The 25,186-nt window shown below is 39.6% G+C and carries 20 protein-coding genes; 7 read left to right on the top strand and 13 right to left on the bottom strand.

Annotation, left to right across the window (positions count from 1 at the left end):
* Positions 1-548: 548 nt before the first annotated feature.
* The 3 genes from phoU to DXB63_RS07205 all read right to left on the bottom strand — a co-directional run bounded on the left by phoU (position 549) and on the right by DXB63_RS07205 (position 3,456).
* Positions 549-1,235 (bottom strand): phosphate signaling complex protein PhoU, encoded by a 687-nt coding sequence (gene phoU, locus DXB63_RS07215; protein WP_122125724.1) that lies wholly within the window; start codon positions 1,233-1,235, stop codon positions 549-551.
* An 84-nt stretch (positions 1,236-1,319) separates the two neighbouring features.
* A complete protein-coding gene (locus DXB63_RS07210; protein ID WP_122125738.1) occupies positions 1,320-2,231 on the bottom strand; it encodes a DMT family transporter in 912 nt (303 codons plus the stop codon).
* Between the two features lie 10 nt (positions 2,232-2,241).
* Positions 2,242-3,456: an MFS transporter gene (locus DXB63_RS07205; RefSeq protein ID WP_122125723.1), complete on the bottom strand. Its 1,215-nt coding sequence runs from the start codon at positions 3,454-3,456 to the stop codon at positions 2,242-2,244.
* 208 nt (positions 3,457-3,664) lie between these two features.
* Between DXB63_RS07205 and DXB63_RS07200 the strand changes: the two genes are divergently transcribed.
* Complete coding sequence (locus tag DXB63_RS07200) at positions 3,665-5,089, top strand: glutamate decarboxylase (protein ID WP_122125722.1); 1,425 nt, start codon at positions 3,665-3,667, stop codon at positions 5,087-5,089.
* 205 nt (positions 5,090-5,294) lie between these two features.
* Positions 5,295-6,260: a glutaminase A gene (gene glsA / locus DXB63_RS07195; protein WP_122125721.1), complete on the top strand. Its 966-nt coding sequence runs from the start codon at positions 5,295-5,297 to the stop codon at positions 6,258-6,260.
* A gap of 144 nt (positions 6,261-6,404) precedes the next feature.
* Here the strand turns inward: glsA and DXB63_RS07190 are convergent, their stop codons facing one another.
* Both DXB63_RS07190 and DXB63_RS07185 read right to left on the bottom strand, forming a co-directional pair.
* Positions 6,405-7,496 (bottom strand): hypothetical protein, encoded by a 1,092-nt coding sequence (locus tag DXB63_RS07190; protein WP_122125720.1) that lies wholly within the window; start codon positions 7,494-7,496, stop codon positions 6,405-6,407.
* Between the two features lie 102 nt (positions 7,497-7,598).
* Positions 7,599-8,378 carry a potassium channel family protein gene (locus DXB63_RS07185; RefSeq protein WP_122125719.1) on the bottom strand — a complete coding sequence of 260 codons (780 nt, stop codon included), beginning with the start codon at positions 8,376-8,378 and terminating at the stop codon, positions 7,599-7,601.
* Between the two features lie 178 nt (positions 8,379-8,556).
* Between DXB63_RS07185 and gadC the strand changes: the two genes are divergently transcribed.
* The 4 genes from gadC to DXB63_RS07165 all read left to right on the top strand — a co-directional run bounded on the left by gadC (position 8,557) and on the right by DXB63_RS07165 (position 14,187).
* Positions 8,557-10,068: a putative glutamine/gamma-aminobutyrate antiporter GadC gene (gadC, locus tag DXB63_RS07180; RefSeq protein ID WP_122125718.1), complete on the top strand. Its 1,512-nt coding sequence runs from the start codon at positions 8,557-8,559 to the stop codon at positions 10,066-10,068.
* Between the two features lie 235 nt (positions 10,069-10,303).
* Positions 10,304-12,043 carry a glutamine--tRNA ligase/YqeY domain fusion protein gene (locus DXB63_RS07175; protein WP_122125717.1) on the top strand — a complete coding sequence of 580 codons (1,740 nt, stop codon included), beginning with the start codon at positions 10,304-10,306 and terminating at the stop codon, positions 12,041-12,043.
* A 61-nt stretch (positions 12,044-12,104) separates the two neighbouring features.
* Positions 12,105-13,532, top strand: a complete 1,428-nt coding sequence (locus DXB63_RS07170; protein WP_122125716.1) for a tetratricopeptide repeat protein — start codon at positions 12,105-12,107, stop codon at positions 13,530-13,532.
* Positions 13,533-13,557: 25 nt separating this feature from the next.
* Positions 13,558-14,187 carry a DedA family protein gene (locus tag DXB63_RS07165; protein ID WP_122125715.1) on the top strand — a complete coding sequence of 210 codons (630 nt, stop codon included), beginning with the start codon at positions 13,558-13,560 and terminating at the stop codon, positions 14,185-14,187.
* A 95-nt stretch (positions 14,188-14,282) separates the two neighbouring features.
* Here the strand turns inward: DXB63_RS07165 and tpx are convergent, their stop codons facing one another.
* The gene (gene tpx, locus DXB63_RS07160) at positions 14,283-14,786 is read right to left on the bottom strand and encodes a thiol peroxidase (protein ID WP_122125714.1); all 504 of its coding nucleotides are present in this window, start codon (positions 14,784-14,786) and stop codon (positions 14,283-14,285) included.
* Between the two features lie 228 nt (positions 14,787-15,014).
* On the opposite strand from tpx, the gene DXB63_RS07155 reads away from it, so the two are divergent.
* The gene (locus DXB63_RS07155; RefSeq protein ID WP_122125713.1) at positions 15,015-16,418 is read left to right on the top strand and encodes an undecaprenyl-phosphate glucose phosphotransferase; all 1,404 of its coding nucleotides are present in this window, start codon (positions 15,015-15,017) and stop codon (positions 16,416-16,418) included.
* Here DXB63_RS07155 and DXB63_RS07150 read toward each other — a convergent pair.
* From DXB63_RS07150 to DXB63_RS07120, 7 genes are all read right to left on the bottom strand, one after another.
* Positions 16,415-16,750: an L-rhamnose mutarotase gene (locus tag DXB63_RS07150; protein ID WP_122125712.1), complete on the bottom strand. Its 336-nt coding sequence runs from the start codon at positions 16,748-16,750 to the stop codon at positions 16,415-16,417. The two genes, DXB63_RS07155 and DXB63_RS07150, sit on opposite strands and share 4 nt — an antisense overlap.
* Before the next feature lie 5 nt (positions 16,751-16,755).
* On the bottom strand, positions 16,756-19,596 hold the full coding sequence (locus DXB63_RS07145) for a bifunctional fucokinase/fucose-1-phosphate guanylyltransferase (protein ID WP_122125711.1): 2,841 nt from the start codon (positions 19,594-19,596) through the stop codon (positions 16,756-16,758).
* Between the two features lie 359 nt (positions 19,597-19,955).
* Positions 19,956-21,029, bottom strand: a complete 1,074-nt coding sequence (locus DXB63_RS07140) for a GDP-L-fucose synthase (RefSeq protein ID WP_122125710.1) — start codon at positions 21,027-21,029, stop codon at positions 19,956-19,958.
* Positions 21,029-22,111, bottom strand: a complete 1,083-nt coding sequence (gene gmd, locus DXB63_RS07135) for a GDP-mannose 4,6-dehydratase (RefSeq protein ID WP_122125709.1) — start codon at positions 22,109-22,111, stop codon at positions 21,029-21,031. The genes DXB63_RS07140 and gmd overlap by 1 nt, the downstream gene beginning before the upstream one ends.
* A gap of 18 nt (positions 22,112-22,129) precedes the next feature.
* Complete coding sequence (locus DXB63_RS07130; RefSeq protein ID WP_122125708.1) at positions 22,130-23,188, bottom strand: mannose-1-phosphate guanylyltransferase; 1,059 nt, start codon at positions 23,186-23,188, stop codon at positions 22,130-22,132.
* A 104-nt stretch (positions 23,189-23,292) separates the two neighbouring features.
* Entirely contained in the window at positions 23,293-23,712 is a 420-nt protein-coding gene (locus DXB63_RS07125; protein WP_122125737.1) for a lipocalin-like domain-containing protein, read from the bottom strand.
* Between the two features lie 8 nt (positions 23,713-23,720).
* Positions 23,721-25,178, bottom strand: coding sequence for a capsule assembly Wzi family protein (locus DXB63_RS07120; protein ID WP_122125707.1), 1,458 nt, complete (start codon positions 25,176-25,178; stop codon positions 23,721-23,723).
* Positions 25,179-25,186 lie beyond the last annotated feature (8 nt).

Raw genomic sequence — 25,186 nt, 5'->3', positions numbered from 1 at the left:
TAATTGGGAGGCAAAGATAAGAATTTAGACTTAATCCCTCAGGTTTTTACGTTGATCCGGTACCTGCTGAATGATTCCATCTTTCAGGATAAGTTATTCTGTATTAAGATAAAATAGGCAAACTGAAAGATGAAACTTAGGGATAATTATTGCTCTGAGAGTGCACAAAGAAAGAGAAATCTATACTTACCTTTAATAATTATCTCAATCAGCACATTTAACTTTCTCCGGCCAATCCTGATTTTCGGACTGTTCCTCATTAATATAAGAAGTAGATAAACAAAAAACGGGACTTTTCACAAAGTCCCGTTTTTAAGTTTTCAATAGGTATTAGTTTTTTTTAAGGTAAAAAGATTGTTTTCAGGATAACGTTGCAAATATGGGTCTTTTATTTGGATGCAGCAAATAATAAAGTATGTCATATAACATGTTTTTGAGAATTCTTTAATATTTTATGCAAAAACCAACTCAAAGGTCCCATCATCCCAGCGTTTACTCTACAAAATTAAAGAAAATATTTTAATAAACCTTATCCCTAAGGATTATTTTTATTTAAGAGAATACTTCTCATCCACCTTGCCATTATGCTTCAATACTTTAGCATCAATAAAAAATACAATCTCTTCTGCTATGTTGGTAATATGATCACCGGCTCTCTCTAATTTACGGAAGACGCTAACTAAATTCAAACAGGATAGCATATTCTCCGGATGGTCTGACAGATATTCGGTCATTACTCTTGTTACATCCGCATTTACTTCGTCCAATAAGTTATCTTTCGCAAAAACAGAAGTGGCTATTTCTATATTTTCGTCCTCTAAAGCCTTTTGGGCAATCTTAAGCATCATAAGACACTGATCAAACATTTCCTTCAAACGTAACTTTTCAATCAACGAGGCGTCAAGCGGATTTCGTTCGTTTTCCACAAAACGGGCAATGCCCTCCGCGAAATCACCTATCCGTTCAAGGTTTGTATTGATCTTCAACATAGCCAATGCAAAACGCAATTCCACTGCTACCGGATTATAAAGGGCAATGAGGTCTTCTACATCGCTGTCAATCTTTAGTTCGAAAGCATTTACCCTCTTTTCACGCACTATAACCTGCTGAGCCAGCTCTACATTCATATCCAAAACAGCCTCCCGAGCACGATCCATCTGGTTATACACTAGATTCCACATTTCATCGACTTCTTTTTTAAGAAGTTCCAATTCCGATTCTATAAACTTTACCATAAACTTATCCGTATTTATTGCAAAGAAAGTTCATTCCAATGAAATAACACATTTCAAATGTATTACATTCTTATTACACCGCTTTTATTTACCGGAAGATTTATCTCTGCTCTCCGCCACTTCCACCAAATAAACACTGACACAAATCAAAAGAATCGCTATCATTTGACTCCATCGGAATTTATCTTGCCCTACTAACAGTGAAACAACAGTTGCAACAATCAAAATCAAGTAACCATAGATAGCGACTAAAGTTGTTTTCAGATATTTCAGTCCTATGGGAATCAGAAGATAACTGATAACCGTTGGAAAGATGAGCACAAACAATAATAAAAGAAAAGGCTGCCAATGAATAGGTGCAGATAACACCTGAGCATCGAATCCCGTAAAAGCCGTCACGATCAGACTGGAGAAAGCCGCACCGCTAAATGTATATCTTAGCATCGTAAACACTCCGACCGATTTAAGTATACGATTACTTACCACCAGATAAATAGCGTAAGCAAGGGAACTGACCAGACAAAGCATATTACCCATAAAAGCATCAGAAGCATAGCCGTCGCTTTTCTGGGTAAAGATGCAAAGCAATGCCCCACCGAGTCCTACCAATATACCTAAAACTTTAAGAGACGTAATTCTTTCTTTAAAGAATAACACTGCAATCAGAAACACCCAAATGGGCTGTAAACTGGAGAATATAGAACTTGAAACCGGAGTTGTCTTACTAAGCCCTACCAAATAAAAGAACATAAATCCATATATCCCCAAGGCGCCCAGTAAAAACAATAAGAACTTATCCTTAGCAGAAGAAGTCTCCGGCTTTGCAAAGAGACCGATAATCCAAAAAGCAATTGCCGCAAAGACACATCTGATAGTAACTCCGGTCAATGGCGTCATCCAAAAAGGAAGAAGATATTTCAAAGCATTCATATTCAACCCACTGAATACTTTGGAAATCACCATACTAATATTAGCTTCTACTTTTTTATTTTCCATATATACTATTTCATTCAATACTTAATCCATCATTAAACAAAAAACTTTTCCGTTTCACATACGCCCAAACAGAGGCAGCCAACGCAACAACGCAATTAAAAATAAATGCAAATTGCTGGGTATGAATATGGGATACGGACGCAATCGCATTTATAATAAACGGGCATAACAATATTGCCAGATAATTCATTGCCATGACAAACGCCAATGCCAAAGTCACTTTCTTAGGAACCGCAATACGTGTGGTATTATCATATATTACAGGCTGGATAACTCCATACCCCAGCCCCGCAAGGATACATCCCGGGCCAATCAACCATTCCGTAGGGGCAATGATTATCAATGCCATCCCCACGGCGATTGCAAGGAGACTATAAAACTTTGTCTTCTCTTTCAATACCCGGATTATTTTATCAAGAAGTAACCCCGGTGCCATGATTGCCAAAAAGAACAGAGAGATCATAATGCCCGAATTACCACTTGTAAAATGATACTCTTTCATCAGGAACGGAAGATTAAAGCTGATGATGATCACCAAATAAGTCGCCAAGCCATAAAACAACATGAGTTGCACCAACTTAGGAATATCAATACCCTTCTTCCCTATGCTCTTACTATCATTATCATCCGTCGGTTCTATTTTGGAAGAAACTGCGATGCCACCTTTTAAATAAGAAGTAAGCACCAGCGAGATCAACGGAAAGAGATAAACAATAAAAGGCAAGTGCCAATTTACTTCTGCCAGATAACCTGTTAAAGTAGTAGCCAAAACCAATGTAATATTTGTAATGGCAGAGCTCAAGCCAAACTGTTTCGTCCGATACTTGCCGACAAAGAAATGTGAAATCAATCCGGTGGAAAGAGGAACGATTAAACCTGAGCCGACACCCAATAGAGCACTTACAGCAACAAGTTGCCACATCTTCGTCGAAAGCAAATAGAGAATCCCGCTCAAAGCAAAAACAATCAACCCTACCTGCAACAAACGAATATAGTTCACCCGTTCCGTGAGTTTCCCGGACAATATAATAATAGGTATAATAAGCAATGAAGGCAGCGACGAAAGCATTTGTATCGCCAATTCGCTTGAATGGGGAAAGATGGTGGAAAGTTTCCCTAGAATCGGTGAAACAGCCAATCCCGGCAATGCATTTAATGCGGAAATAGACCATATACCTATTAATGTTATCAACGGGATAGTATCCCGCCCTGTCTGGATTTTCATGAGCTTTACAAATTTCTGCTGTAAACAAAACAAGGAAACATAAAGTTCACGAATCACAGTCTATCAATCGATTAATATAATAAACTCCAAATTATGTATGAGAACGTAAAACCCGGAAACATTTGTTTTTAGCGAGTGTTCATGCCATAAACAACGGAAACAGGACGTTTCCATTCGTTGAATTATTAACCATTTAAAACCAAGAACAATGGAAGATCTTAATTTGAGAAAAGGTGATGCCAAAACTAGTATTTTTGGCTCGGACAAGATGTTGCAACCGGCTCCGGTAGATAAAATCCCTGATGGGCCTACCACACCGGAAATTGCCTATCAATTGGTAAAAGACGAGACTTTTGCGCAAACTCAACCCCGTCTTAATCTAGCGACTTTCGTCACTACTTATATGGATGACTATGCCACCAAATTGATGAATGAAGCCATCAACATTAACTACATCGATGAAACTGAATATCCCCGTATTGCCCTGATGAATGCTAAATGTATCAACATCATGGCAAACCTGTGGAATAGCCCGGAACAAGCTAAATGGAAAGCAGGAGCTTTGGCTATCGGTTCTTCGGAAGCATGTATGTTGGGAGGTGTTGCAGCATGGCTTCGCTGGCGCGAGAAAAGACAAGCCCAAGGCAAACCGACCGATAAACCAAACTTCGTTATTTCTTCCGGTTTCCAAGTTGTATGGGAAAAGTTCGCGCAGTTATGGCAAATAGAAATGCGCCAAGTACCATTGACACTTGAGAAAACAACGCTTGACCCGGAAGAAGCATTGAAGATGTGCGACGAGAACACCATTTGTATCGTGCCTATCCAAGGGGTTACGTGGACAGGTTTGAATGATGATGTAGAAGCGCTTGACAAAGCACTCGACGCTTACAATGCCAAAACCGGTTATGACATTCCTATTCACGTGGATGCTGCAACCGGAGGCTTTATCCTTCCGTTCCTGAATCCTGAAACAAAATGGGACTTCCGTCTGAAATGGGTACTTTCCATCAGTACATCCGGACATAAGTTCGGTTTGGTATATCCGGGCTTAGGTTGGGTTTGCTGGAAAGACAAGAAATATCTGCCGGGAAGCATGGCTTTCAGCGTAAACTACTTAGGCGCCGAAATCACTCAGGTAGGTTTGAACTTCTCCCGCCCTGCTGCACAGATTCTTGGTCAATATTATCAATTCATCCGCTTGGGATTCCAAGGATACAAGGAAATCCAATACAACAGTATGGAGATTACAAAGTATATCCACCAAGAAATAGCTAAGATGGCTCCATTCGTAAATTATAGCGAAGATGTAGTCAACCCGTTATTCATCTGGTACTTGAAACCGGAATATGCATCGAAAGCCAACTGGACTCTCTATGACTTACAGGATAAACTGAGTCAAAAGGGCTGGATGGTTCCGGCATACACATTGCCGGACAACTTGGAGAACTACGTAGTCATGCGTGTTGTTGTCCGTCAAGGTTTCAGCCGCGATATGGCAGATATGTTATTGAATGATATCAAGTCTGCAATAACCGAACTCGAGAAACTTGAGTATCCTACTCCTACCCGTATCGCTCAAGATAAGAGTGAGAAGGTCACGACTAAGGTATTCAATCACACCGGTAAATAATTAAATTTTCCGAGACCGGACCGGAAGTATTACTACCCGACATTTGTCACTGCCATTTGCCATTGCCGACCTGAAGGGCGATCTCTTGTAAAGTGAACAAATATAGCATAGCGTTGCCTATCAGGTAGGCAATGACAACTCTACTTATGCTGTCCTGGTAATACTCCGAATCCGGTCTCGTCTACAATAATAAACAATCACAATTATGGATCAGAAAATAACCATCTCACAGATTAAACAAGCTGCGGAAGAGGCTTATAATAGTGTGAGAACCAACACCGACGGGAAGAACGCCGATTACATTCCTTATCTGGCCAATATCAACAAAGACTTATTCGGCATCAGTATCTGTCTGCTGAACGGACAAACCATCGAGCTGGGAGATTCTGAATACAAATTCGGTATCGAGTCCGTTTCAAAAGTACATACGGCTATCCTTGTGCTACGTCAATACGGGGCAAAAGCTCTTCTCGAGCAGATCGGAGCAGATGCTACGGGATTGCCGTTCAACTCCATATTCGCCATCTTGCTGGAAAACGATCATCCGTCTACTCCGCTTGTCAATGCCGGAGCTATCGTGGCCGACAGTATGGTGAAACCTGTAGGCAACTCTGATGAGAAATGGAAAGCTATCGTTCAGAATATCACGGAGCTTTGCGGCAGCGAACCTCAACTTATCGACGAACTGTATAAATCGGAATCGGCTACCAACTTCAACAATCGCTCTATTGCATGGCTGTTGAAGAACTATAACCGTATCTACGATGATCCGTCCATGTCGCTGGATTTATATACCCGCCAATGTTCATTGGGCATCACGGCCAAGCAACTGTCTGTATGTGCAGCCACCATAGCCGGAGACGGATTGAATCCTGTATCGAAACAAAGGGTTTTTGAAGCCGGACTTTCATCGAAGATCACTTCCCTCATCGCTACCGTCGGCTTTTACGAGCATACGGGAGACTGGATGTACACTTCCGGCATTCCTGCAAAGACCGGTGTAGGCGGTGGTGTAATGGGTGTTATGCCCGGAGTATTCGGTATTTCCGCTTTCGCGCCTCCTTTGGATGGTTCGGGCAATTCCGTCAAAGCTCAATTGGCTATCAAATATATCATGAATAAACTCGGTCTGTCTGTGTTTAGCGGAGACAGAGTTACGATCATAGAATGATAAAGAATAATGCCGAAGGTTCGCGGATGACACTGATCGGGCAGATAAAGACGGATTTTAATCCGTTCCTATCCGCTTCATCCGCGTTGTCCGCGAACCTCGTTCTTCTATTACATCATTCTGCAAAGAAAAGAGTTCTTGTATTCATCTGATAACCTTGAAGATTTCGTCCCCCACTCTCACCAGATACATTCCTGCCGACGAGAGTTTTATACGGTTGTCCCCTGCTTCTCCCATTTGAGAGGCGATGCACACCCCATTGGAAGAATAGACCTTTATCAATGACGGATCAGGAAGAACAACATGCAAATCCTCTTTCACAAAGACTTTAGTATCATCAATTGCCGGGGTTGAAACCATATCAATAGGAGAAACTACAGGCCTGAGTTCCGAGAAGTCACTTTGAATGATCTCTCCGGAATCATTCACAAAAGCAGCCACCTTAAACGAATAGGAATCCCCGTCCGATTTATCAGGTGTCAGGAAGTCGTAGGAAGTGTCGGCAGTCGTCCCGTATGCATACAGTAAACTGATGGATTCTCCGGCTTTTAAGTTTTGGGAGACCTTTAAATCATCAATATACAGTTCTCCCATTCCTTCCATCGTAATACCGATATAAGATTCTTCCAAGCCCCCTTGCAGTTCAAAGGCAACCGTAGTCCACTCCGAAGTGACCGGAGACCGCTTCATATCGATCACATCATCATTTACATCGCACAAGGAGACTATTACCGTATCTATCCCGGCTCCTTTAAACGTGAGTGTCACGGTCACTGTGCCGCCGTCATGGGATAAATCATAGATCGGGGATAATAGCGCCGCCGGAGTATAAGGACTGAAAAAGTTGTCCAAGCCCAATATGCCGACTATATACTCAGGCATACAAGCAAACCAATCGGTACGGCTCATGTATTGATCCAAGTATTCAAAATCGGAATCTCCCACTTTGGGATCTTCAAAAGTGCCGGAAGTGATCCGGTGAAAGTCTTCGTCTACCAAATAATAGACGCTGTCCTTCTTTGCCCGATGGGTAAGCACAGCGTATGCGCCATACCAATCCGCCTTAGCCGCCGGCTCCCAATTGGCGGTGAACCCGCTATCCGTCACATTGGTAGCTTCTTTGGTAACGGGAATGTCCAAACCATTCACCCGTTTTAAAGAACCATCATTCGCAATAGCACTCCCCACAAGTATGAAACTCATGGCAGACACAATCCAGACATATTTACTACTCATCTTATTTATTTATCTTTACGGAGACAAAGATAAAGGATTATTTTAAATTACCTACCAAGAACAAGAATCATTCTTTATTTTATATAACCTAAAGATAGATAATTATTTATCAGACTGTTTTTTAGAAGATGGGTCAGCCTGTTTTCCTATATCATCAATAGCAGTAGTATCCTTATTTTTCTCATAATATTCTTGTTTCCGTTGATTAGCTTTTTGAACTAAACTAGTTACATATACAGTAAATATTGGAAACATCATCATACCCAAAGCTGCCAGTACAACCGATAGAATCTTTCCTGTGGGGGTTACCGCATAAATATTTGAACCGACTGTCGTCACATCCATGAATGCCCACCAAAGCGCATCGCTATATTCATGTACCATCGGATTGGATTTATGTTCCAAAACAAAGAAAATCAAACTGGAAAAGTACACTGTAGCCATCAACATTGTAAGATATGAAATAAATAAGCCCGACGCACGATTATTTGTTAACCAACCGACAACTATTGCCAATGCATATCCGCCTCGTACCAAAGGAATAAAACGAATAAAGTAAGTAATTTCCGGCGAAAAAGATATATGATAATAGTCTATAATACTAAGGTAAGGAATAGCTACGATGAGAAAGATAAAATGGGTCTTCACATAGTACCATTTATCTTTGGAAAGGATGAACTCCAACAAGAAATCAAACAGGAAAAAGAGGCAAATCCACCACTGAATCTTCAAATACCGGGCTTGCGTAAGAAATGGTATATTATGAAAAGTATCCACGGATATACTGACAATAAGGAAAAGGCACATTAATAATATCATAACGTGCAGCACCCCATAAATACCTCTCTTTTGATACACGATATCGCTAAAAGCTGACTTCATACTCTATAATTATTTATTATGGTAAAGAGAACAATTCAGACAAGCGCTTTGTTTTCCCGCCCAAACTGTTAATTAACCTTGTTTTACACAGATGATTAAACCAAGCCCAAAAGCGTTTGTTATAGACACAAAACTAGACGAACCAGATTATTGTTTCATCTTTAAATACATATCAATTATGGCAAATATTGGAAAAACTGTAAAGCTAGGGGTGTTTACCTTAGCTATTATGAACGTAACAGCGGTAGTATCTCTCCGTGGACTTCCTGCCGAAGCTGAATACGGTTTAAGTTCTGCATTCTACTATTTATTCGCAGCTATTGTATTCCTTATCCCCACGGCATTGGTCGCTGCCGAACTTGCAGCCATGTTTCAGGACAAGCAAGGCGGTGTGTTCCGTTGGGTAGGCGAAGCGTTCGGTAAGAAGTTCGGCTTTTTGGCTATCTGGCTGCAATGGATCGAAAGTACCATTTGGTATCCTACCGTATTGACTTTCGGGGCAGTATCCATCGCATTCATCGGCATGAATCACACCGGAGATATGTCTTTGGCATCCAACAAGCTCTACACACTGGTCGTGGTACTTATCATCTATTGGCTGGCAACATTCATTTCCTTGAAAGGGTTAAGCTGGGTAGGTAAAGTAGCTAAGGTGGGCGGTATGGTCGGTACAATTATTCCCGCTGCTCTCCTTATTATATTAGGTGTTATCTATTTGGCTACGGGAGGACAATCCAATATGGATTTCCATAGCAACTTCTTCCCCGACTTCACCAAGTTCGACAATCTGGTATTGGCATCCAGTATCTTCCTGTTCTATGCCGGTATGGAGATGGGCGGTATCCACGTTAAAGATATGGTGAATCCGGCAAAGAACTATCCGAAAGCCGTATTTATCGGTTCTGCAATCACTGTAGTCATCTTCGTATTAGGAACATTTGCACTGGGTATCATTATACCGGAAAAGGATATTAACCTGACACAAAGCCTGTTGGTAGGTTTTGACAACTACTTCCAGTATATCCGTATGTCATGGTTGTCTCCAATTATCGCGGTAGCCCTTGCTTTCGGTGTGCTTGCCGGGGTATTGACATGGGTAGCGGGTCCTTCCAAAGGTATCTTTGCCGTAGGTAAAGCGGGTTATCTGCCTCCATTCTTCCAGAAAACGAATAAAATCGGTGTACAGAAAAACATCTTGTTCGTACAAGGCGGCGCCGTTACCTTATTAAGTTTATTGTTCGTAGTTATGCCGTCCGTACAGAGTTTCTACCAAATTCTATCGCAGCTCACCGTACTTCTTTACTTAATCATGTATATGCTGATGTTCTCCGGAGCCATCTATTTGCGTTATAACATGAAGAAGGCAAACCGTCCGTTCCGTATCGGAGGCAAAGGTAACGGACTGATATGGTTTGTTGGCGGTCTCGGATTCTGCGGTTCACTATTGGCGTTCGTACTGAGCTTTATCCCACCCAGCCAGATTTCTACCGGAAGCAACACAGTATGGTTTGCTGTCCTTATCATCGGTGCATTGGTTGTTGTGGCTGCTCCGTTCATCATCTATAAATCACGTAAATCCACATGGGTTGATCCGAATACTCAATTCGAACCGTTCCATTGGGAAGAGCAAAAGACCGTTGCTGATACTCAGGCAACTACCGATACTCAAACCACAACTACGGTAAAATAAGATAGTAACCACCTTATCTTTGAATCGTTTCACCATGGGCGTCCTTGCGTTTAGGCATGGACGTCCTTGCGTTTAAGCATGGGTAAACGATAAGCTTTCCCCGGACAAACGAATGAAAGAACAGGAGCCTTAAATCAATCTCCTTAATCTTTTTTATATGTTTTCAGAGAGATATGCTTAACACTATGAAAAAGAATTTCTATTTTTGCACCTTAAAGTGTAAAAACATACTGCAATGACTGATAACAATGTTTCAGAGAATACAGAAAAGAAAAGCCTTAACTTTATAGAGGCAGCTGTAGAAAAAGATTTGAAAGAGGGTAAAAACGGAGGAAGAGTACAAACTCGCTTCCCGCCGGAACCTAACGGATACTTACACATAGGGCACGCAAAAGCTATTTGTCTGGATTTCGGTATAGCAGAAAAGCACGGAGGCGTATGTAACCTTCGCTTCGATGATACGAACCCGACAAAAGAAGATTTGGAATACGTGGATGCTATCAAAGAAGATATCCAATGGTTAGGTTTCCAATGGGGTAATGAATACTATGCATCCGATTACTTTCAGCAATTATGGGACTTTGCAGTACGCCTTATCAAAGAAGGCAAAGCATATATAGATGAGCAGACATCCGAAGAAATCGCTCAGCAAAAAGGTACTCCTACCCAGCCGGGTATAGAGAGCCCTTACCGTAACCGACCGATTGAAGAAAACCTCGCATTGTTCAACAAAATGAATAGTGGTGAAGCAGAAGAAGGTTCAATGGTGCTTCGCGCAAAAATAGATATGGCAAATTCGAATATGCACTTCCGCGACCCGATTATTTATCGTGTTGTGAAGACTCCTCATCACCGCACCGGCGATACATGGAAAGCCTATCCGATGTATGATTTCGCCCACGGACAAAGCGATTATTTCGAGGGTGTAACACATTCTCTTTGCACATTGGAGTTCGTTGTTCATCGCCCGTTATACGATCTTTTCATTGACTGGCTGAAAGACGGTAAAGACTTGGAAGACAACCGTCCCCGTCAAACTGAATTCAATAAACTGAATTTAAGTTATACGCTTATGAGCAAGCGAAATCTGCTTACTCTGGTAAAAGAAGGTCTTGTAGACGGATGGGATGATCCTCGAATGCCGACCATCTGCGGTTTCCGTCGTCGCGGATACTCTCCGGAAGCAATCCGCAAATTTATCGACAAAATCGGATATACCACATACGATGCCCTAAACGAATTCGCATTGTTGGAAAGTGCCGTTCGTGAAGATTTGAATATACGTTCCACCCGTGTTTCCGCTGTCGTTAATCCGGTAAAGCTTATCATTACGAATTATCCGGAAGGAAAGGTAGAGGAAATGGAAGCCGTTAATAACCCGGAAGACCCTGAAGCAGGTTCACACATGATTGAGTTCAGTCGCGAACTTTGGATGGAAAGAGAAGATTTCATGGAAGATGCTCCAAAGAAATATTTCCGTATGACTCCGGGACAAGAAGTACGCTTAAAGAATGCATATATCGTGAAATGTACGGGATGCAAGAAAAACGAAGCAGGCGAAATAGAAGAAGTTTATTGCGAATATGACCCGAATACCAAAAGCGGTATGCCGGAAAGCAACCGAAAAGTAAAAGGTACATTGCACTGGGTGAGCTGCGCACACTGCATACCTGCCGAAGTACGTTTGTACGACCGTCTCTGGAAAGTAGAAAATCCTCGTGACGAATTGGCCGCTATACGCGAAGCAAAAGACTGCTCCGCATTAGAAGCAATGAAAGAAATAATCAATCCGGACTCTTTGACCATACTAACCAACTGTTACGTCGAAAAGTTCTTGGCAAATGCCAAGCCGCTCGACTATTTACAGTTCCAACGTATCGGCTATTTTAACGTCGATAAAGATAGCACTCCGGAGAGACTGATCTTCAATCGTACGGTATCATTAAAAGATACTTGGAGTAAAATAAATAAGTAGAATAAAGTTTGTCAACTAATTGGTGAACCGATTAGTTGGCAAACTATAAATTATAAACAACATGGACAACAGTTTTTCTTCGTCATTTGGAAAAGATGAATTTAAAAAACTTCTTGCTAAGTACGAAGAAATGGCATCAGGAAAGCAACCCGCCTATTTCGATGCAGACCAGTTAACCGAGATTGCCGAATATTACGCATCTTTGGATGATTACGAAAAGTCATTGGATGTAATAGAATTCTCATTAAAAATACATCCGGGTACAATAGAGATTCTTACCCTTAAAGCACATTTATTAATAGAAACAGATCATATTCAAGAGGCCAAAGAGATTGCTTATTCAATGCCCGACTATGAATATGACGTTAAACGGCTGAAAGCACTATTGTTTACCAAGGAGAATAAAATAGACGAAGCCAAAAGAATGTTGCAAAGGATGATTGAGGAAGAAGAGGAAGTTGATGAAGAGAGTTATTTGGATGCTGCATACGTTTTTATGGATAATGAATATCCGGAAGAGGCTCTTCCTTGGTTTGAAAAAGCTCTAAAGCTGGTTCCCGGTGATATGACTATCCAACAAGACTATGCGGAATGTTGTTTTCGAACCAACAATATTGAGCGGGCCATAGTATGGTATAATAAGGTGTTGGATGAAGACCCCTATTCCACAGAATGTTGGTTTGGATTGGGAAAGTCTTACAGCATGAATGATGATTTCCAGAAAGCAATCGAGGCTTTTGATTTTGTATTGGCCATTAATCCCAACCATACTGCCGCCATCTTATTGAAAGCACACGCATATTCCCAAATAGAGAATTATACTGAAGCTGCCGAACTCTATTTAAAATACACGGAATATAATCCGGATGAAGAAAGACCATATTATATGGCCGGAATATGCTACTACAACTTAGGATCTTATGAAGAAGCATTAGAATGTTTCTTAAAAGCGACTCAAAGGAAACCGTTGCTGGATTACTTTACAGTAGATGCCTTCCAATATATGGCAGGATGCTATATCCATAAAAATGATCATGCCAAAGCCCTTGATGCGATTGACAATGCTATCCAACTGGATTATAAGAATGCGGATCTATTGATTACCAAAGGCTCCATATTCCTACGTCAAGAAGAATTTGATTCAGCAAATGAAATCTTTCAGGAGGCTCTCGAGCTGGATAACTTTGAAAATCCGGATTCTTATATAAGTATCGCATTAGCTTATCATGATAACAATCTTTTCGATCTTGCTCTAAAATACCTGATAGGTTTACAAGAGTCTTATTCCGGACACGGACTTTCATATATATACATTGCCTACATCTATCTTTTAAAGAACGACAAAGACAAATTCAAAGAATATTTTATGAAAGCAATGGAACAAAATCCTAATAACATTACACAATTTACCAATCAATTATCTTCTGATCAAGCAGAGATTAAGGAACTAATCCTTAATTTGAAACAATCTATAGAAGAAAATTATTAAATAACAATTTAAAACGAGAAAATCAATGGAATCTGTTGCATTTATCCAATGGTGTTTAGATCATCTAAATTACTGGACCATTACTTTATTAATGGCTATCGAAAGTTCTTTCATTCCTTTTCCCTCAGAAGTTGTAGTACCTCCGGCAGCTTACAGAGCTGCTGCAAATCAAGAATTGAATGTCTATTTGGTTGTTTTATTTGCAACCATAGGAGCAAACATCGGAGCACTCATCAATTACTATATTGCCAAAATTGTAGGTCGTCCGTTAGTATACAAATTCGCAAACAGTCGTTTCGGTCATATGTGTCTGATTGATGAAGCCAAAGTTGAAAAGGCAGAAAAATATTTCGATGATCATGGAGCGATATCAACTTTCATCGGCAGACTAATCCCGGCTATCCGTCAATTAATATCTATTCCGGCAGGTTTGGCTAAAATGAAACTATCAACATTCTTGCTATTTACCACATTAGGAGCCGGATTATGGAACTCGATTCTTGCAGCTATCGGCTATTATCTGGAATCAGTCATTCCGGAAGACCAGCTTATGGGAAAAGTAACAGAATATAGTCATGAGATAGGGTATGTTTTCATAGCTATAGCCATCCTGATTGTTGGATTTCTTGTTTATAAAGGAATGAAAAAGAAATAACTGACATTATGCATAAACGTCCTGACAGTTTCAACTATCAGGACGTTATCAGTTTACCCCTCTACTCTATTCTCTACACAATAATTTGAGAAGTTTTATTTCTTTAGAGCTTTTAGCACCCCTTCATAATTAGGTTCTGTCCCAATCTCAGGTACAAGTTCCGTATATATTATCTTTCCTTCCGGATTAATAACCACTACGGCACGCGCCAACAATCCATAAAGAGGTCCCTCTTCCATTAGAACCCCATAATTTTCTCCAAAATCAGAAGAACGGAAATCAGACAATGCTATAACATTCTTGATACCTTCCGTTGTGCAAAAACGTGCATGTGCAAAAGGTAAATCTTTAGAAATAGCAAGTACGACCGTATCAGGTAATTGTGCTGCAATTTCATTAAATTTTCTCACAGAAGTTGCACATACACTTGTATCTAAACTCGGGAAGATATTTAATACTACATTTTTCCCTTTCAAATCTTTTAGATATAAACCTCCCAAATCTGTTTTAGTCAAATGAAAATCAGGAGCTAAATCACCAACCTGAACAAATTCACCGGATAATTCAACCGGTTGACCTTTAAAAGCTGTTCTTGACATAATGTTTTATATTTTATTATTATATATATCTAATAAACAATCTACCAAATTAAATGTTCAAACATTCATAAGAATTCAACATCTTACGCCATATATCGAAAAGAATACGTTAATATTTTAATTTACACTCACCAAATATTGTTTTTACTATAAAAATAACATAACTTTGCAGGTAATAGTAGATTTTCCATTTATAAAAGACAAACAGGATTTTTGAATTTATTTTCTATGAGACAGGCTACCACTGAAACATCTAAAATGATTAGGACAATAACTATTATTGGTGATTATTTTATCCTCAATACAATATTTATTTTTATATATCTTATATTTAATGAATTTCAATATAACACAAATATAGGGCATACATTTCAAAAATATTTAGTTCTTCTTAACTTAGGCTATATCCCATGTATATCCATCTTTAAAGTTGTGTTGCATAAACGAATTATCACACCTGAAATAATAATAAGACGCGTATTCTTCTCTACAACAACATTTATATTTCTATTTGTGTCATGTTTATCACTTATACAAACAGAAATATCCAAGCCTTTAATATTTACACTCTATATTACATTATTAGTATGTATTAGTTTTTGGCGTTTAAGTATGCGTAGACTGGTAAAACGTTTCAGACAAAACGGTAGAAATGCGCGAAATGCCATAATAATAGGTAGTACAAACAATGTGGTAGAACTATATCACGAGATTTCTGATGATACTTCTTTTGGTTATCGTGTTATGGGAGTATTTGATGATGAACCACTTAGAAATTTTCCGGAAAATGTAAAATACTTAGGTAAAGTATCTGAGATTATTCCATTTCTAGAAGGACACCATGTTAATGAAGTATTTTGCTGTCTCCCCTCATCCAGAGAAGCAGAAATCGTCCCAATCATTAATTTCTGCGAAAACAATATGGTACACTTTTATAGCGTACCAAATGTCAGAAACTACCTGAAAAGAAAGATGAAATTAGAATTATTCGGTGACATTCCGGTATTATATGTACGTGACGAACCGCTTTTAAAACCGGAAAACAAATTATTGAAACGTTCTTTTGATTTATTAGTTTCCAGTATATTCCTATGTACTATATATCCTATTATGTACATTATTGTAGGAAGCATTATCAAAATAACATCACCGGGTCCCATTTACTTCAAACAGGAACGAAGCGGTGAAGAAGGGCGTATATTCAAATGTATCAAATTCCGTTCTATGAAAGTCAATACGGAATGTGATAAACTGCAAGCAACAGCAAATGATCCGAGAAAAACTAAGTTCGGAGACTTTATGCGGAAAACGAATATAGATGAGTTTCCACAGTTTATCAATGTTTGGAAGGGTGAAATGTCGTTGGTAGGTCCACGACCTCACATGCTAAAACATACTGATGAATATTCCAAACTAATCAATAAATATATGGTACGCCATCTCGTAAAACCGGGTATTACAGGATGGGCACAAGTTACCGGTTTCCGAGGAGCGACGAAAGAATTAAGTCAAATGGAAGGACGTGTCAAGAAAGACATTTGGTATATTGAAAACTGGTCATTCCTACTTGACTTGCGAATCATGTATAAAACAGTAGTAAACGTAATGCGCGGAGACAAGAATGCCTACTAATCATTCAATCCAAATATTTTATCCATCATTTGCCATTTCTCATTAGAAGCCATACCCGGTTCAGCTTGTTGGAATTTGGCCATATAGGCTTCCCATTCGGCTTGTCTCGGCAAGCCGGCTAAACGTTTATTATCTTCAACCCAGTCAAACCCATCAACTGTATCCACAATCATAAAAAGCAAATTACCCAATATATAAATCTGCATATCCAATATACCTACAGATTTAATACCTGCTTTTATCTCCGGCCACACTTGCTTATGTTGCTCCACATACCCTTTTATCAATTCCGAATTATCTCTTAACTTCAAAGTCTGACAATACCTTTTCATATCCTTTATGATCTGCTTATTTGTAATCCTTTATTAGACAAACTCATATCCACAAAACGTGCACAACTATTAGGAGGATTCTGTGTAAGAATAGTCCGTATTCTTGCAGCAGCTTCCGGATCTTTAGCTATCATATATAAATAACCTCCCCCACCGGCTCCCGGCAATTTATATCCGTAACAATAATCTTTCACAATATCAATAATCGCTTCTACTTCAGCAGGATTGGTTCCTGAATCCAAGCGTTTATTCTGCATCCATGACTTGCCGACCAATTTTGCCATCTCTTCAAAGTTTCCTTGTTGTATGGCTTCGTACAAATCTAATGCATGTACTTTCATATCAGCAAGAATAGACAATCTTTCCGAGTCATTTAAAAACATTCCACGCACAATCTCTGCCAAAATTCCTTTCGCTGTTCGGGTTATTCCTGTATAATAGAGTAAATGACATTTCTGATACTCCGGATTGGCAAACAAGAAATCAGGTAGCCATCTGACTGAAAGAGATTGTTCAAATTCAGCCTGTGTCTGAAGCAATTTAACCCCATGAAGCACACCACCGTATTGATCCTGCCAACCACCTCCGGTAGTCAACATCTGTTCCAATAATAATGTACGTCGGCATACTTCATTCTTATCCCACATCAGTCCACAAAAATCGGCAATAGCTCCCAATACCGTTGAGGCAAGAATGGAGCTTGTACCCAAACCTGATCCGGCAGGAATAGCAGCCAATAAAGTAATCTCAATACCGGAACCGAAGGCTTTCAATTGTTCTTCCAATGAATGATAACATTCTCCTTGAAATACAGAAGAGAATCCCGCCAAAGTCAACGCGGCTTTAGGTATAGAAAAAGGAGAACCTACTTTATTAAAATCCATCAACTGTTCATAGGAGGTTATAATCTCAATAGCTCCCAAATCTATCGAACGAAGGATTATCTTATATTCCTTGCTCGGTTTCACATATACTTGTAACGGTGGCTGACCATTCAACTCTATCGCCATATTGACTACATTACCACCTGAATAAAGACAGTAAGGAGGCGTATCAGTCCATCCACCGGCAAGATCTATACGCACCGGGCTTCTTCCCCAGACAATTTGGTCGGAATAAACAGCCAATTTAGGATATTGCTTTTGCCCTGATATGGAATCTATCAATCCTTCTCTCAGCAAACCGAACGCTTTACTTTCTTCTTCTTTCCCATCTTCACCTTTTAACTGCATTACATGAGCACGAAACATATGATCGTGTATGCGGGTCATCAACGGAGCGGTATCCGGTAAATCGTTTGGCAATGTGATGTGATTGTCTACAAACTCTTTAGCCGCATCCTTCAGATTCAACTGATAGAATACGCTTTTCTCATAATTATCTGCCAACAACGGCCAATTCTTTGTACGAAACTCTTCCCGTTGCTTGTACAAACGATCCAAATTGGCATAAGAAGATATTTCATCGGCAGAAAGCCGTTTACTTTGCAACCATATATCTCTACCCTCCCGGCACTGAAGTTCATTTATCATCCAACGAAGCACTTTACCTAAGTCATCGACTGAATGACAAACAGGGAACAGGCGTGCCGACTGCAAATCATTCGTATGCTCCAAAAGTGCCGCATCCAATCGGCGTTCTTGCATCCATTCCTTTACCGGACGCCCCATAAACAGGGTGGTTTCTGCCAGGACATCACCTTTAAATGCGTCATTAAATCCATAAGGACGAGCAATATAATCCGTCTCCTGATAAGGTACAACATCTACACAAACACCTGACGGTAAAGACAATACCCAATCATTAACGGGGACTCCTGTTATAATATTCCTGTTCGACAACAACCAGTTCTCATTGACGTAACTATTTTCAATCCATACCTCTGAATTTTCTGCCGAGAGCTTATACTTCACCTCAGCATTCTGTACAAACATGGCCGGATGTGGCTTTATTTTACGATTGATAATAGCACGTTGATCATTCACCAAATTCTGAACAGCTACTGTAGAAGATATTAATTCACGACTTGTACCGTAATGATAAAACTCCCCATCCTGCAACGGCAATATTGCCACGCTCAATTCACGCAATTCATCATCCTCTACTTTGGGATTACCGCCCAAAGCCCGTCCAAAATCAGAATATAAATCATAATATCTCAATGAATCATCTTTCTTAGACCGTTTCATCAGTAATTCAACAGCCCGGTCACTCAATATCCAGATACCTATATCCATCAAAAAGAAATGACTTTGCATCAACTTACTCATTTCTTCAACTGTCGGCTTTTGCAACATAAAATCAAGTTCTTCCGGTTGCTTCCTGTCCAAGACAAACACGCCATGATTCTTCGCCAAATTAGGGTCTACCCACAAACCGTAACAAACGACATCTGCTTCCGGTATCTTCTGAAGAGGTTTACCCGAACGGATATAGACATCACCACTTGCGATCAACGTATGAAGTGAGTCCGGTGCTTTTTCCATGATTCGCTCATAAAGAGGTAGCTGCAAAGAAAGTAAATTCTGCTTGAGGCACTGTCCGCGCTCCCATCGGAATACCGGAACCGGTGTCAATATCTTTCCGGAGGGTGCATATCCCGGCAACCGACGACTCTGCCCTCCTGCGTGAAGCAATATCCTTTTATCCTTTCCCAGCCAAGTCATAAAATCTATTTCCGGCTCCATTGCTTGCTGACATTCCTCTAACAACCAAGTAGTTCCACCACCGGAACCTAGTTTTGCTCCGATAGGATCAGACGTACAAAACCATTCGTTACGGTCAGCCTTCTCAATCTCATGAAAACAATTCACCAAATTCGGTGGAAGTGATAAAAGTTTTTTCATTATATCTAATTCTTTGAAAAGTTCATATTATCTAGCAAAGATAAATATTTAGCCTTTATCTATAACTGTTTTCAGCACAGTTATTAAATGCGATAAATACGAACAAGTAAATATGACCGATAAAATTAATATGATTATCCGATTACTCGATTCAGCTACAATAAATACCTGCTGTTCAACATACGGTCGATTGATTACAAACTCCTATTGTTTGCAAACAATCGACCGTACCTTTGTCTTCAATCGTCCGTATGTCTTTTTTTCAAAAATGATATGCAATCAAAAAAGCCGAAGTTCTCCATCATAATCATCAGGAAAACCTCGGCTTTATAAATTATTCGATTCTAAATAATCCGATATCAATTATTCAGATACCAATCGTACATTTTCTTTACGCCCTCATCTATTTCGATTTTATGATGCCATCCCAAATCATGCAACTTGGTCACATCTGTCAACTTGCGCATCGTTCCATCGGGCTTAGAAGTATTAAAAGTCAATAAACCTTTATAGCCTACTTCCTGAACAATCAACTTAGCAAGCTCACCGATTGTTATCTCTTTACCGGTACCGATATTGATATGGCAGTTACGCACATCCTTGTCCGCCGGATTATAAGTATCTTTAAAATCAACATGTTCCATTACGAAAACACTTGCATCCGCCATCTCCTCACTCCAAAGGAATTCACGAAGCGGTTTACCTGTCCCCCATAATTCAACCTCGTTTTCAGTAATACCATACTTCTTCAAAATAGCAAGAATATCTTCCTTCGAGCTATCGCCATTTATCCCCTCTACCGGACGATGATTCAAGTCTTTGCGTATAGCATCCCAATCGCCTTCATGCAAGCACTTTCCTAAATGAATCTTACGAATCATTGCGGGAAGTACGTGACTTCGTTCCAAATCAAAATTATCATTCGGACCATACAGATTGGTAGGCATCACAGCAATATAGTTTGTACCATACTGAAGATTAAAGCTTTCGCACATCTTCAATCCTGCAATTTTGGCAATAGCGTATGGTTCGTTGGTATATTCCAACGGAGATGTCAGCAACGCATCTTCTTTCATCGGTTGCTCCGCATCACGAGGATAGATACAAGTACTGCCTAAAAACAGTAATTTCTTCACATTATGACGAAAGCTCTCACCAATAACATTCTGCTGAATCTGTAGATTCTTATAAATAAAATCCGCACGATAGAGGCTGTTCGCCATAATGCCCCCCACATGAGCAGCTGCTAAGATTACGTATTCCGGTTGCTCTTCATCAAAAAACTTCTTCACAGCCAAACCATCCAAAAGGTCTAATTCCTTGTGAGAACGCCCTATCAGATTGGTATAACCTTTCTTCTGCAGATTCTTAAATATAGCAGAACCCACCAAGCCGTGATGTCCCGCTACATATATCTTGGCATTTTTATCCATTATTCCTCTATTTTTGATTTCAGATAGAGCTTCTTTACAAACTTCATATCATGGGAAACCATGATTTTTACCAGTTCTTCGAAAGAAGTCCTTCTTGGATTCCATCCTAACAAAGTTCTGGCTTTAGTCGGATCACCCAACAGCTGCTCTACTTCAGCAGGACGGAAATATTTAGAATCAACTTCAACCAATACTTTACCGGTTTTCACATCGATACCTTTCTCATTAACACCTTCACCTTCCCATCTCAATTCAATGCCAACTTCCTTGAATGCAAGAGTAGTAAACTCACGAACCGTGTGATATTCTCCTGTTGCAATAACGAAATCCTCCGGTTTATCATGCTGAAGAATCAACCACATACACTCTACATAGTCTTTGGCATATCCCCAGTCACGTAAAGAATTCAAATTACCAAGATACAGTTTATCCTGAAATCCTTGGACAATACGGGATACTGCTAAAGTAATCTTACGAGTTACAAATGTCTCACCACGACGCTCACTTTCATGGTTAAACAAAATACCATTTACAGCAAACATACCGTAGCTCTCACGATAGTTCTTCGTAATCCAAAAACCGTATTGCTTTGCTACTCCGTAAGGAGAACGCGGATAGAAAGGAGTGGTTTCTTTTTGTGGAACTTCCTGCACCAATCCGAATAATTCAGAAGTAGATGCCTGATATATCTTTGTTTTCTTTTCCAATCCTAAAATACGAACAGCTTCCAACATACGCAATGTACCGATGGCATCAGCCTCAGCAGTATATTCCGGAACATCGAAGCTGACTTTCACATGGCTCTGGGCTGCCAGATTATATATTTCATCCGGTTGAATTTGCTGGATAATACGGATTAATGAGCTTGAATCAGTCATATCTCCATAATGCAAATTAACCAAACGGTTTTGTTTCATATCACGTACCCATTCATCTAAATATAAATGCTCGATACGTCCTGTATTAAAAGAGGAAGATCTGCGTAAAATGCCGTGTACTTCATATCCTTTGTCAATCAAAAACTCAGCCAGAAAAGAACCGTCCTGACCTGTAATACCAGAAATTAATGCTACTTTTTTCATACAAATATAATTATAATCTTACTTTGAAAACTCTTTAATACGCTGTTCCTCGCTCAACTTGCAAATAAGCAATGTATTATCTTTTTCGGCAACGATATAGCCATCCAAACCTTGAATTACGACTCTCCTCTCCTGAGAAGTATGCACAACACAATTCCGGCTTTCTATCAACTTCACATTCTCACCGATACAAGCATTTTCATCCCTATCTTTCTCCAACTGACCATGCAGAGAACCCCATGTACCCAAATCACTCCATCCAAAATCCGCAGGGAAAACAAATATCTCATCAGCTTTTTCCAGAATAGCATAATCCACCGATATATTCTTGCAATCCTGAAATTGTTTATCTATTTCTTCCTGTTCCTTATCCGTGTAATAATAAGGAAGCATCGACTCGAATATATCTGCTATCTCCGGCTGATAAATACGCATTGCATTAACAATTGTATCCACATTCCAAACAAAGATACCGGCATTCCAAAAGAAATTAGGTCGGGAAATATATTTCTCAGCGGTCTCTTTATCCGGTTTCTCTTTAAAAGCATCGACACGATAAATCTCTTTATTGGTAGAAGAAGCGCACGACAAATCCGCTTCAATATATCCATAACCTGTTTCAGGACGCGTAGGCTTCATGCCAAGCGTTAGTATGGCATCTGAATTCGCTGTAAAATTAAGAGAGGACTTTATCACACGCTGAAACTCTTCTACATTCATAACGATATGGTCCGAAGGAGTCACAACGATATTGGCATTCGGATGTTGCTTTTTTATTTTCCAACTCACATAAGCGATGCAAGGAGCTGTATTCCGCATACAAGGTTCTTGCAAAATATTTGATTCTGGCAATTCCGGTAACTGTTGCTTTACAATATCTGCATATTTCTTTGACGTTACAACCCATATATTCTCCGGCGGACAAATACCTTTAAAACGATCTGCCGTCAATTGAATTAATGTACGTCCGCATCCTAAAACATCTATAAACTGTTTCGGACACTCCGGTGTACTCATCGGCCAAAAACGGCTTCCTACGCCACCGGCCATAATAACTAAATGATTTTCAACACTCATATAGTCTGCGTTTTATTTATTAAGTGCAAAATTACAGCATTTTATCTGATTAATAAAGAAAATACCCTACTGTTTGTTCATCTATGCTGAAATAAAATCAAAAATCAAAACTTTCTGAACTCTAATCTCGCATAATCAGAATTAAGAACCATTCTCTTATTCGTTAATTTCTCTACTGAGAAATGCTGAATAGTATCGTTTAGACCAAATCGTTTGGCTACATTTTTATTCTGTCTTATCATCCGTACATGTAACGAATCGCCTACATGATTAAACCGACCATTGATATAGCCATATCCACCGTCTGTAGCACGTGTTTGTCTGAATTGCATTAAGTGCAAAGCAAAATCATAATAGGTATATTCCGGTTTCTCCTGTTCTCCATCCGCATGATAATTTATAACCATCAACTGCCAACGACCGTCCAACTTACCATTAATCGGCATTTTGCCGCAATAAGAGAATATAAAAGTCACCAATAGAAACAGCCCTGCCCTTTTCAAAAAACATCCAAAGTCTTTCATATCAATTCTCATTTATTAAAACGAATAGTCAACATACCTCCCAAGCTATTACCAGTGATATAGTCACTCTTATCTCCGGCTATCGAACCGATGAAAGTCCAATGTTTAAATGCTTTAGGAGAATAAGCAAGTTCCGCCATCACGTTCATATTATACTTTATATCAGGTAACGGATTACTGTAAGTTCCCCAATGCCGCGCGTGAGAAAATAAGACTCTATACTTAAATTCATCCGTTGGATTACCTGTAATTCCTACATGGTTGGCTATAATTCGATTGCTACGAAAATACAGACTACCATTCTCATTATACACAGGAGATACAAATAAAGGATTACCTATCGCCATACCCCAATGTTGCCATCCGGAGTAAACTCCATGATTATAATAATCGTCTGAGCCACTTATCTGATCCGGTATTATTTTATCCGTATCATGATAGACAGGTCCTGTTTGATCCTTACTATACAAATGTTCATATACAAGACAAGATACAAACGGATTCTTTGGAAGCGTCACTTCTGCTCCCCATAAGCCATCTTTCCATCCATACTCTCCAAATAATTGCGAATGATCATTATACTGATGTTCAAAATAAGCCCGTAGCTTCCAATCCTTCAGATTATAAGTCAACGAAAAATTCCAGCTGCCTAACATATCACCAACAATATTGGTTTGGTCCATTCCCAATGTTTCGCTATCACCTTTGGAAGGTATCAGCACATTCCAGAAATCTTTCAGACGATGAGGAATATCGACCACTTTCATTTCTTGCTTGCTCGCATTATAGGAATAGGCTGTTCCGCTAAAACGTGCAGGCATTTCCAGCCCTCCCTCCAATATCAACGGGAATTTGCCGTCACCTATCTTAAAATAAATTGCTTTATCATGGAATAATGCTTTCTTCACATAATTATGTTTGCCACCGGTAAAATCTTCCTGCCAACGTCCATCCGTAAAAATGCCATAAGCAATATGTCCTTTGACAGAGAACCACTCTTTAGTACCCGGGATAGCAACATAATCAGGTATTCCGATACGTACTTGAGGAATAGGTAATGAATTACCGGAAAAAGTTAAAGCCCCACTCGATAACTCTTGGTTCTTTAATTCGCCATTACGTATTTTGCTTCCGACACTCAAACCTAAGAAATGCCATTTCAAATCTACATAAGCCTGCCGTACATAAAAATTCGATTCAAAGTTGTAAGCTCCTACCAACTCCAACCCTAATTCATAAGAGAAAGTTTTATCTTTCTCCATCGGACGAAATACACCAGCCATCAAATAACCGTTGTTTTTCTGTATAGAGCCTAAACCATGTTTATTGGCAGTCAGCCATAGAGGAGTATGTTTCCCTCCACTAAAAGAAATTCCTGTTTCCACTCCATAATCCAATTCTTTCAGGAATTGCCCTTTACAAATAGTAGCCGAAAGTAAAAACAAGACAAAAATGTGTTTGCGCATATATCTTA

The organism is Bacteroides sp. OM05-12 (assembly GCF_003438995.1).
Classification (GTDB): Bacteria; Bacteroidota; Bacteroidia; order Bacteroidales; family Bacteroidaceae; genus Bacteroides.
This window is presented reverse-complemented; position numbering and strand designations above follow the sequence as displayed.

Excerpts from the sequence above, each read along its gene's own strand:
- DXB63_RS07140 (WP_122125710.1), bottom strand. The coding sequence starts at position 21,029 with ATGGATAAAAATGCCAAGATATATGTAGCGGGACATCACGGCTTGGTG.
- DXB63_RS07170 (WP_122125716.1), top strand. The coding sequence starts at position 12,105 with ATGGACAACAGTTTTTCTTCGTCATTTGGAAAAGATGAATTTAAAAAA.
- DXB63_RS07165 (WP_122125715.1), top strand. The coding sequence starts at position 13,558 with ATGGAATCTGTTGCATTTATCCAATGGTGTTTAGATCATCTAAATTAC.
- DXB63_RS07125 (WP_122125737.1), bottom strand. The coding sequence starts at position 23,712 with ATGAAAGACTTTGGATGTTTTTTGAAAAGGGCAGGGCTGTTTCTATTG.
- DXB63_RS07190 (WP_122125720.1), bottom strand. The coding sequence starts at position 7,496 with ATGAGTAGTAAATATGTCTGGATTGTGTCTGCCATGAGTTTCATACTT.
- DXB63_RS07200 (WP_122125722.1), top strand. The coding sequence starts at position 3,665 with ATGGAAGATCTTAATTTGAGAAAAGGTGATGCCAAAACTAGTATTTTT.
- glsA (WP_122125721.1), top strand. The coding sequence starts at position 5,295 with ATGGATCAGAAAATAACCATCTCACAGATTAAACAAGCTGCGGAAGAG.
- gadC (WP_122125718.1), top strand. The coding sequence starts at position 8,557 with ATGGCAAATATTGGAAAAACTGTAAAGCTAGGGGTGTTTACCTTAGCT.
- DXB63_RS07130 (WP_122125708.1), bottom strand. The coding sequence starts at position 23,188 with ATGAGTGTTGAAAATCATTTAGTTATTATGGCCGGTGGCGTAGGAAGC.
- DXB63_RS07145 (WP_122125711.1), bottom strand. The coding sequence starts at position 19,596 with ATGAAAAAACTTTTATCACTTCCACCGAATTTGGTGAATTGTTTTCAT.
- DXB63_RS07185 (WP_122125719.1), bottom strand. The coding sequence starts at position 8,378 with ATGAAGTCAGCTTTTAGCGATATCGTGTATCAAAAGAGAGGTATTTAT.
- DXB63_RS07120 (WP_122125707.1), bottom strand. The coding sequence starts at position 25,178 with ATGCGCAAACACATTTTTGTCTTGTTTTTACTTTCGGCTACTATTTGT.
- gmd (WP_122125709.1), bottom strand. The coding sequence starts at position 22,111 with ATGAAAAAAGTAGCATTAATTTCTGGTATTACAGGTCAGGACGGTTCT.
- phoU (WP_122125724.1), bottom strand. The coding sequence starts at position 1,235 with ATGGTAAAGTTTATAGAATCGGAATTGGAACTTCTTAAAAAAGAAGTC.
- DXB63_RS07205 (WP_122125723.1), bottom strand. The coding sequence starts at position 3,456 with ATGAAAATCCAGACAGGGCGGGATACTATCCCGTTGATAACATTAATA.
- DXB63_RS07210 (WP_122125738.1), bottom strand. The coding sequence starts at position 2,231 with ATGGAAAATAAAAAAGTAGAAGCTAATATTAGTATGGTGATTTCCAAA.
- DXB63_RS07155 (WP_122125713.1), top strand. The coding sequence starts at position 15,015 with ATGAGACAGGCTACCACTGAAACATCTAAAATGATTAGGACAATAACT.
- DXB63_RS07150 (WP_122125712.1), bottom strand. The coding sequence starts at position 16,750 with ATGAAAAGGTATTGTCAGACTTTGAAGTTAAGAGATAATTCGGAATTG.
- DXB63_RS07175 (WP_122125717.1), top strand. The coding sequence starts at position 10,304 with ATGACTGATAACAATGTTTCAGAGAATACAGAAAAGAAAAGCCTTAAC.
- tpx (WP_122125714.1), bottom strand. The coding sequence starts at position 14,786 with ATGTCAAGAACAGCTTTTAAAGGTCAACCGGTTGAATTATCCGGTGAA.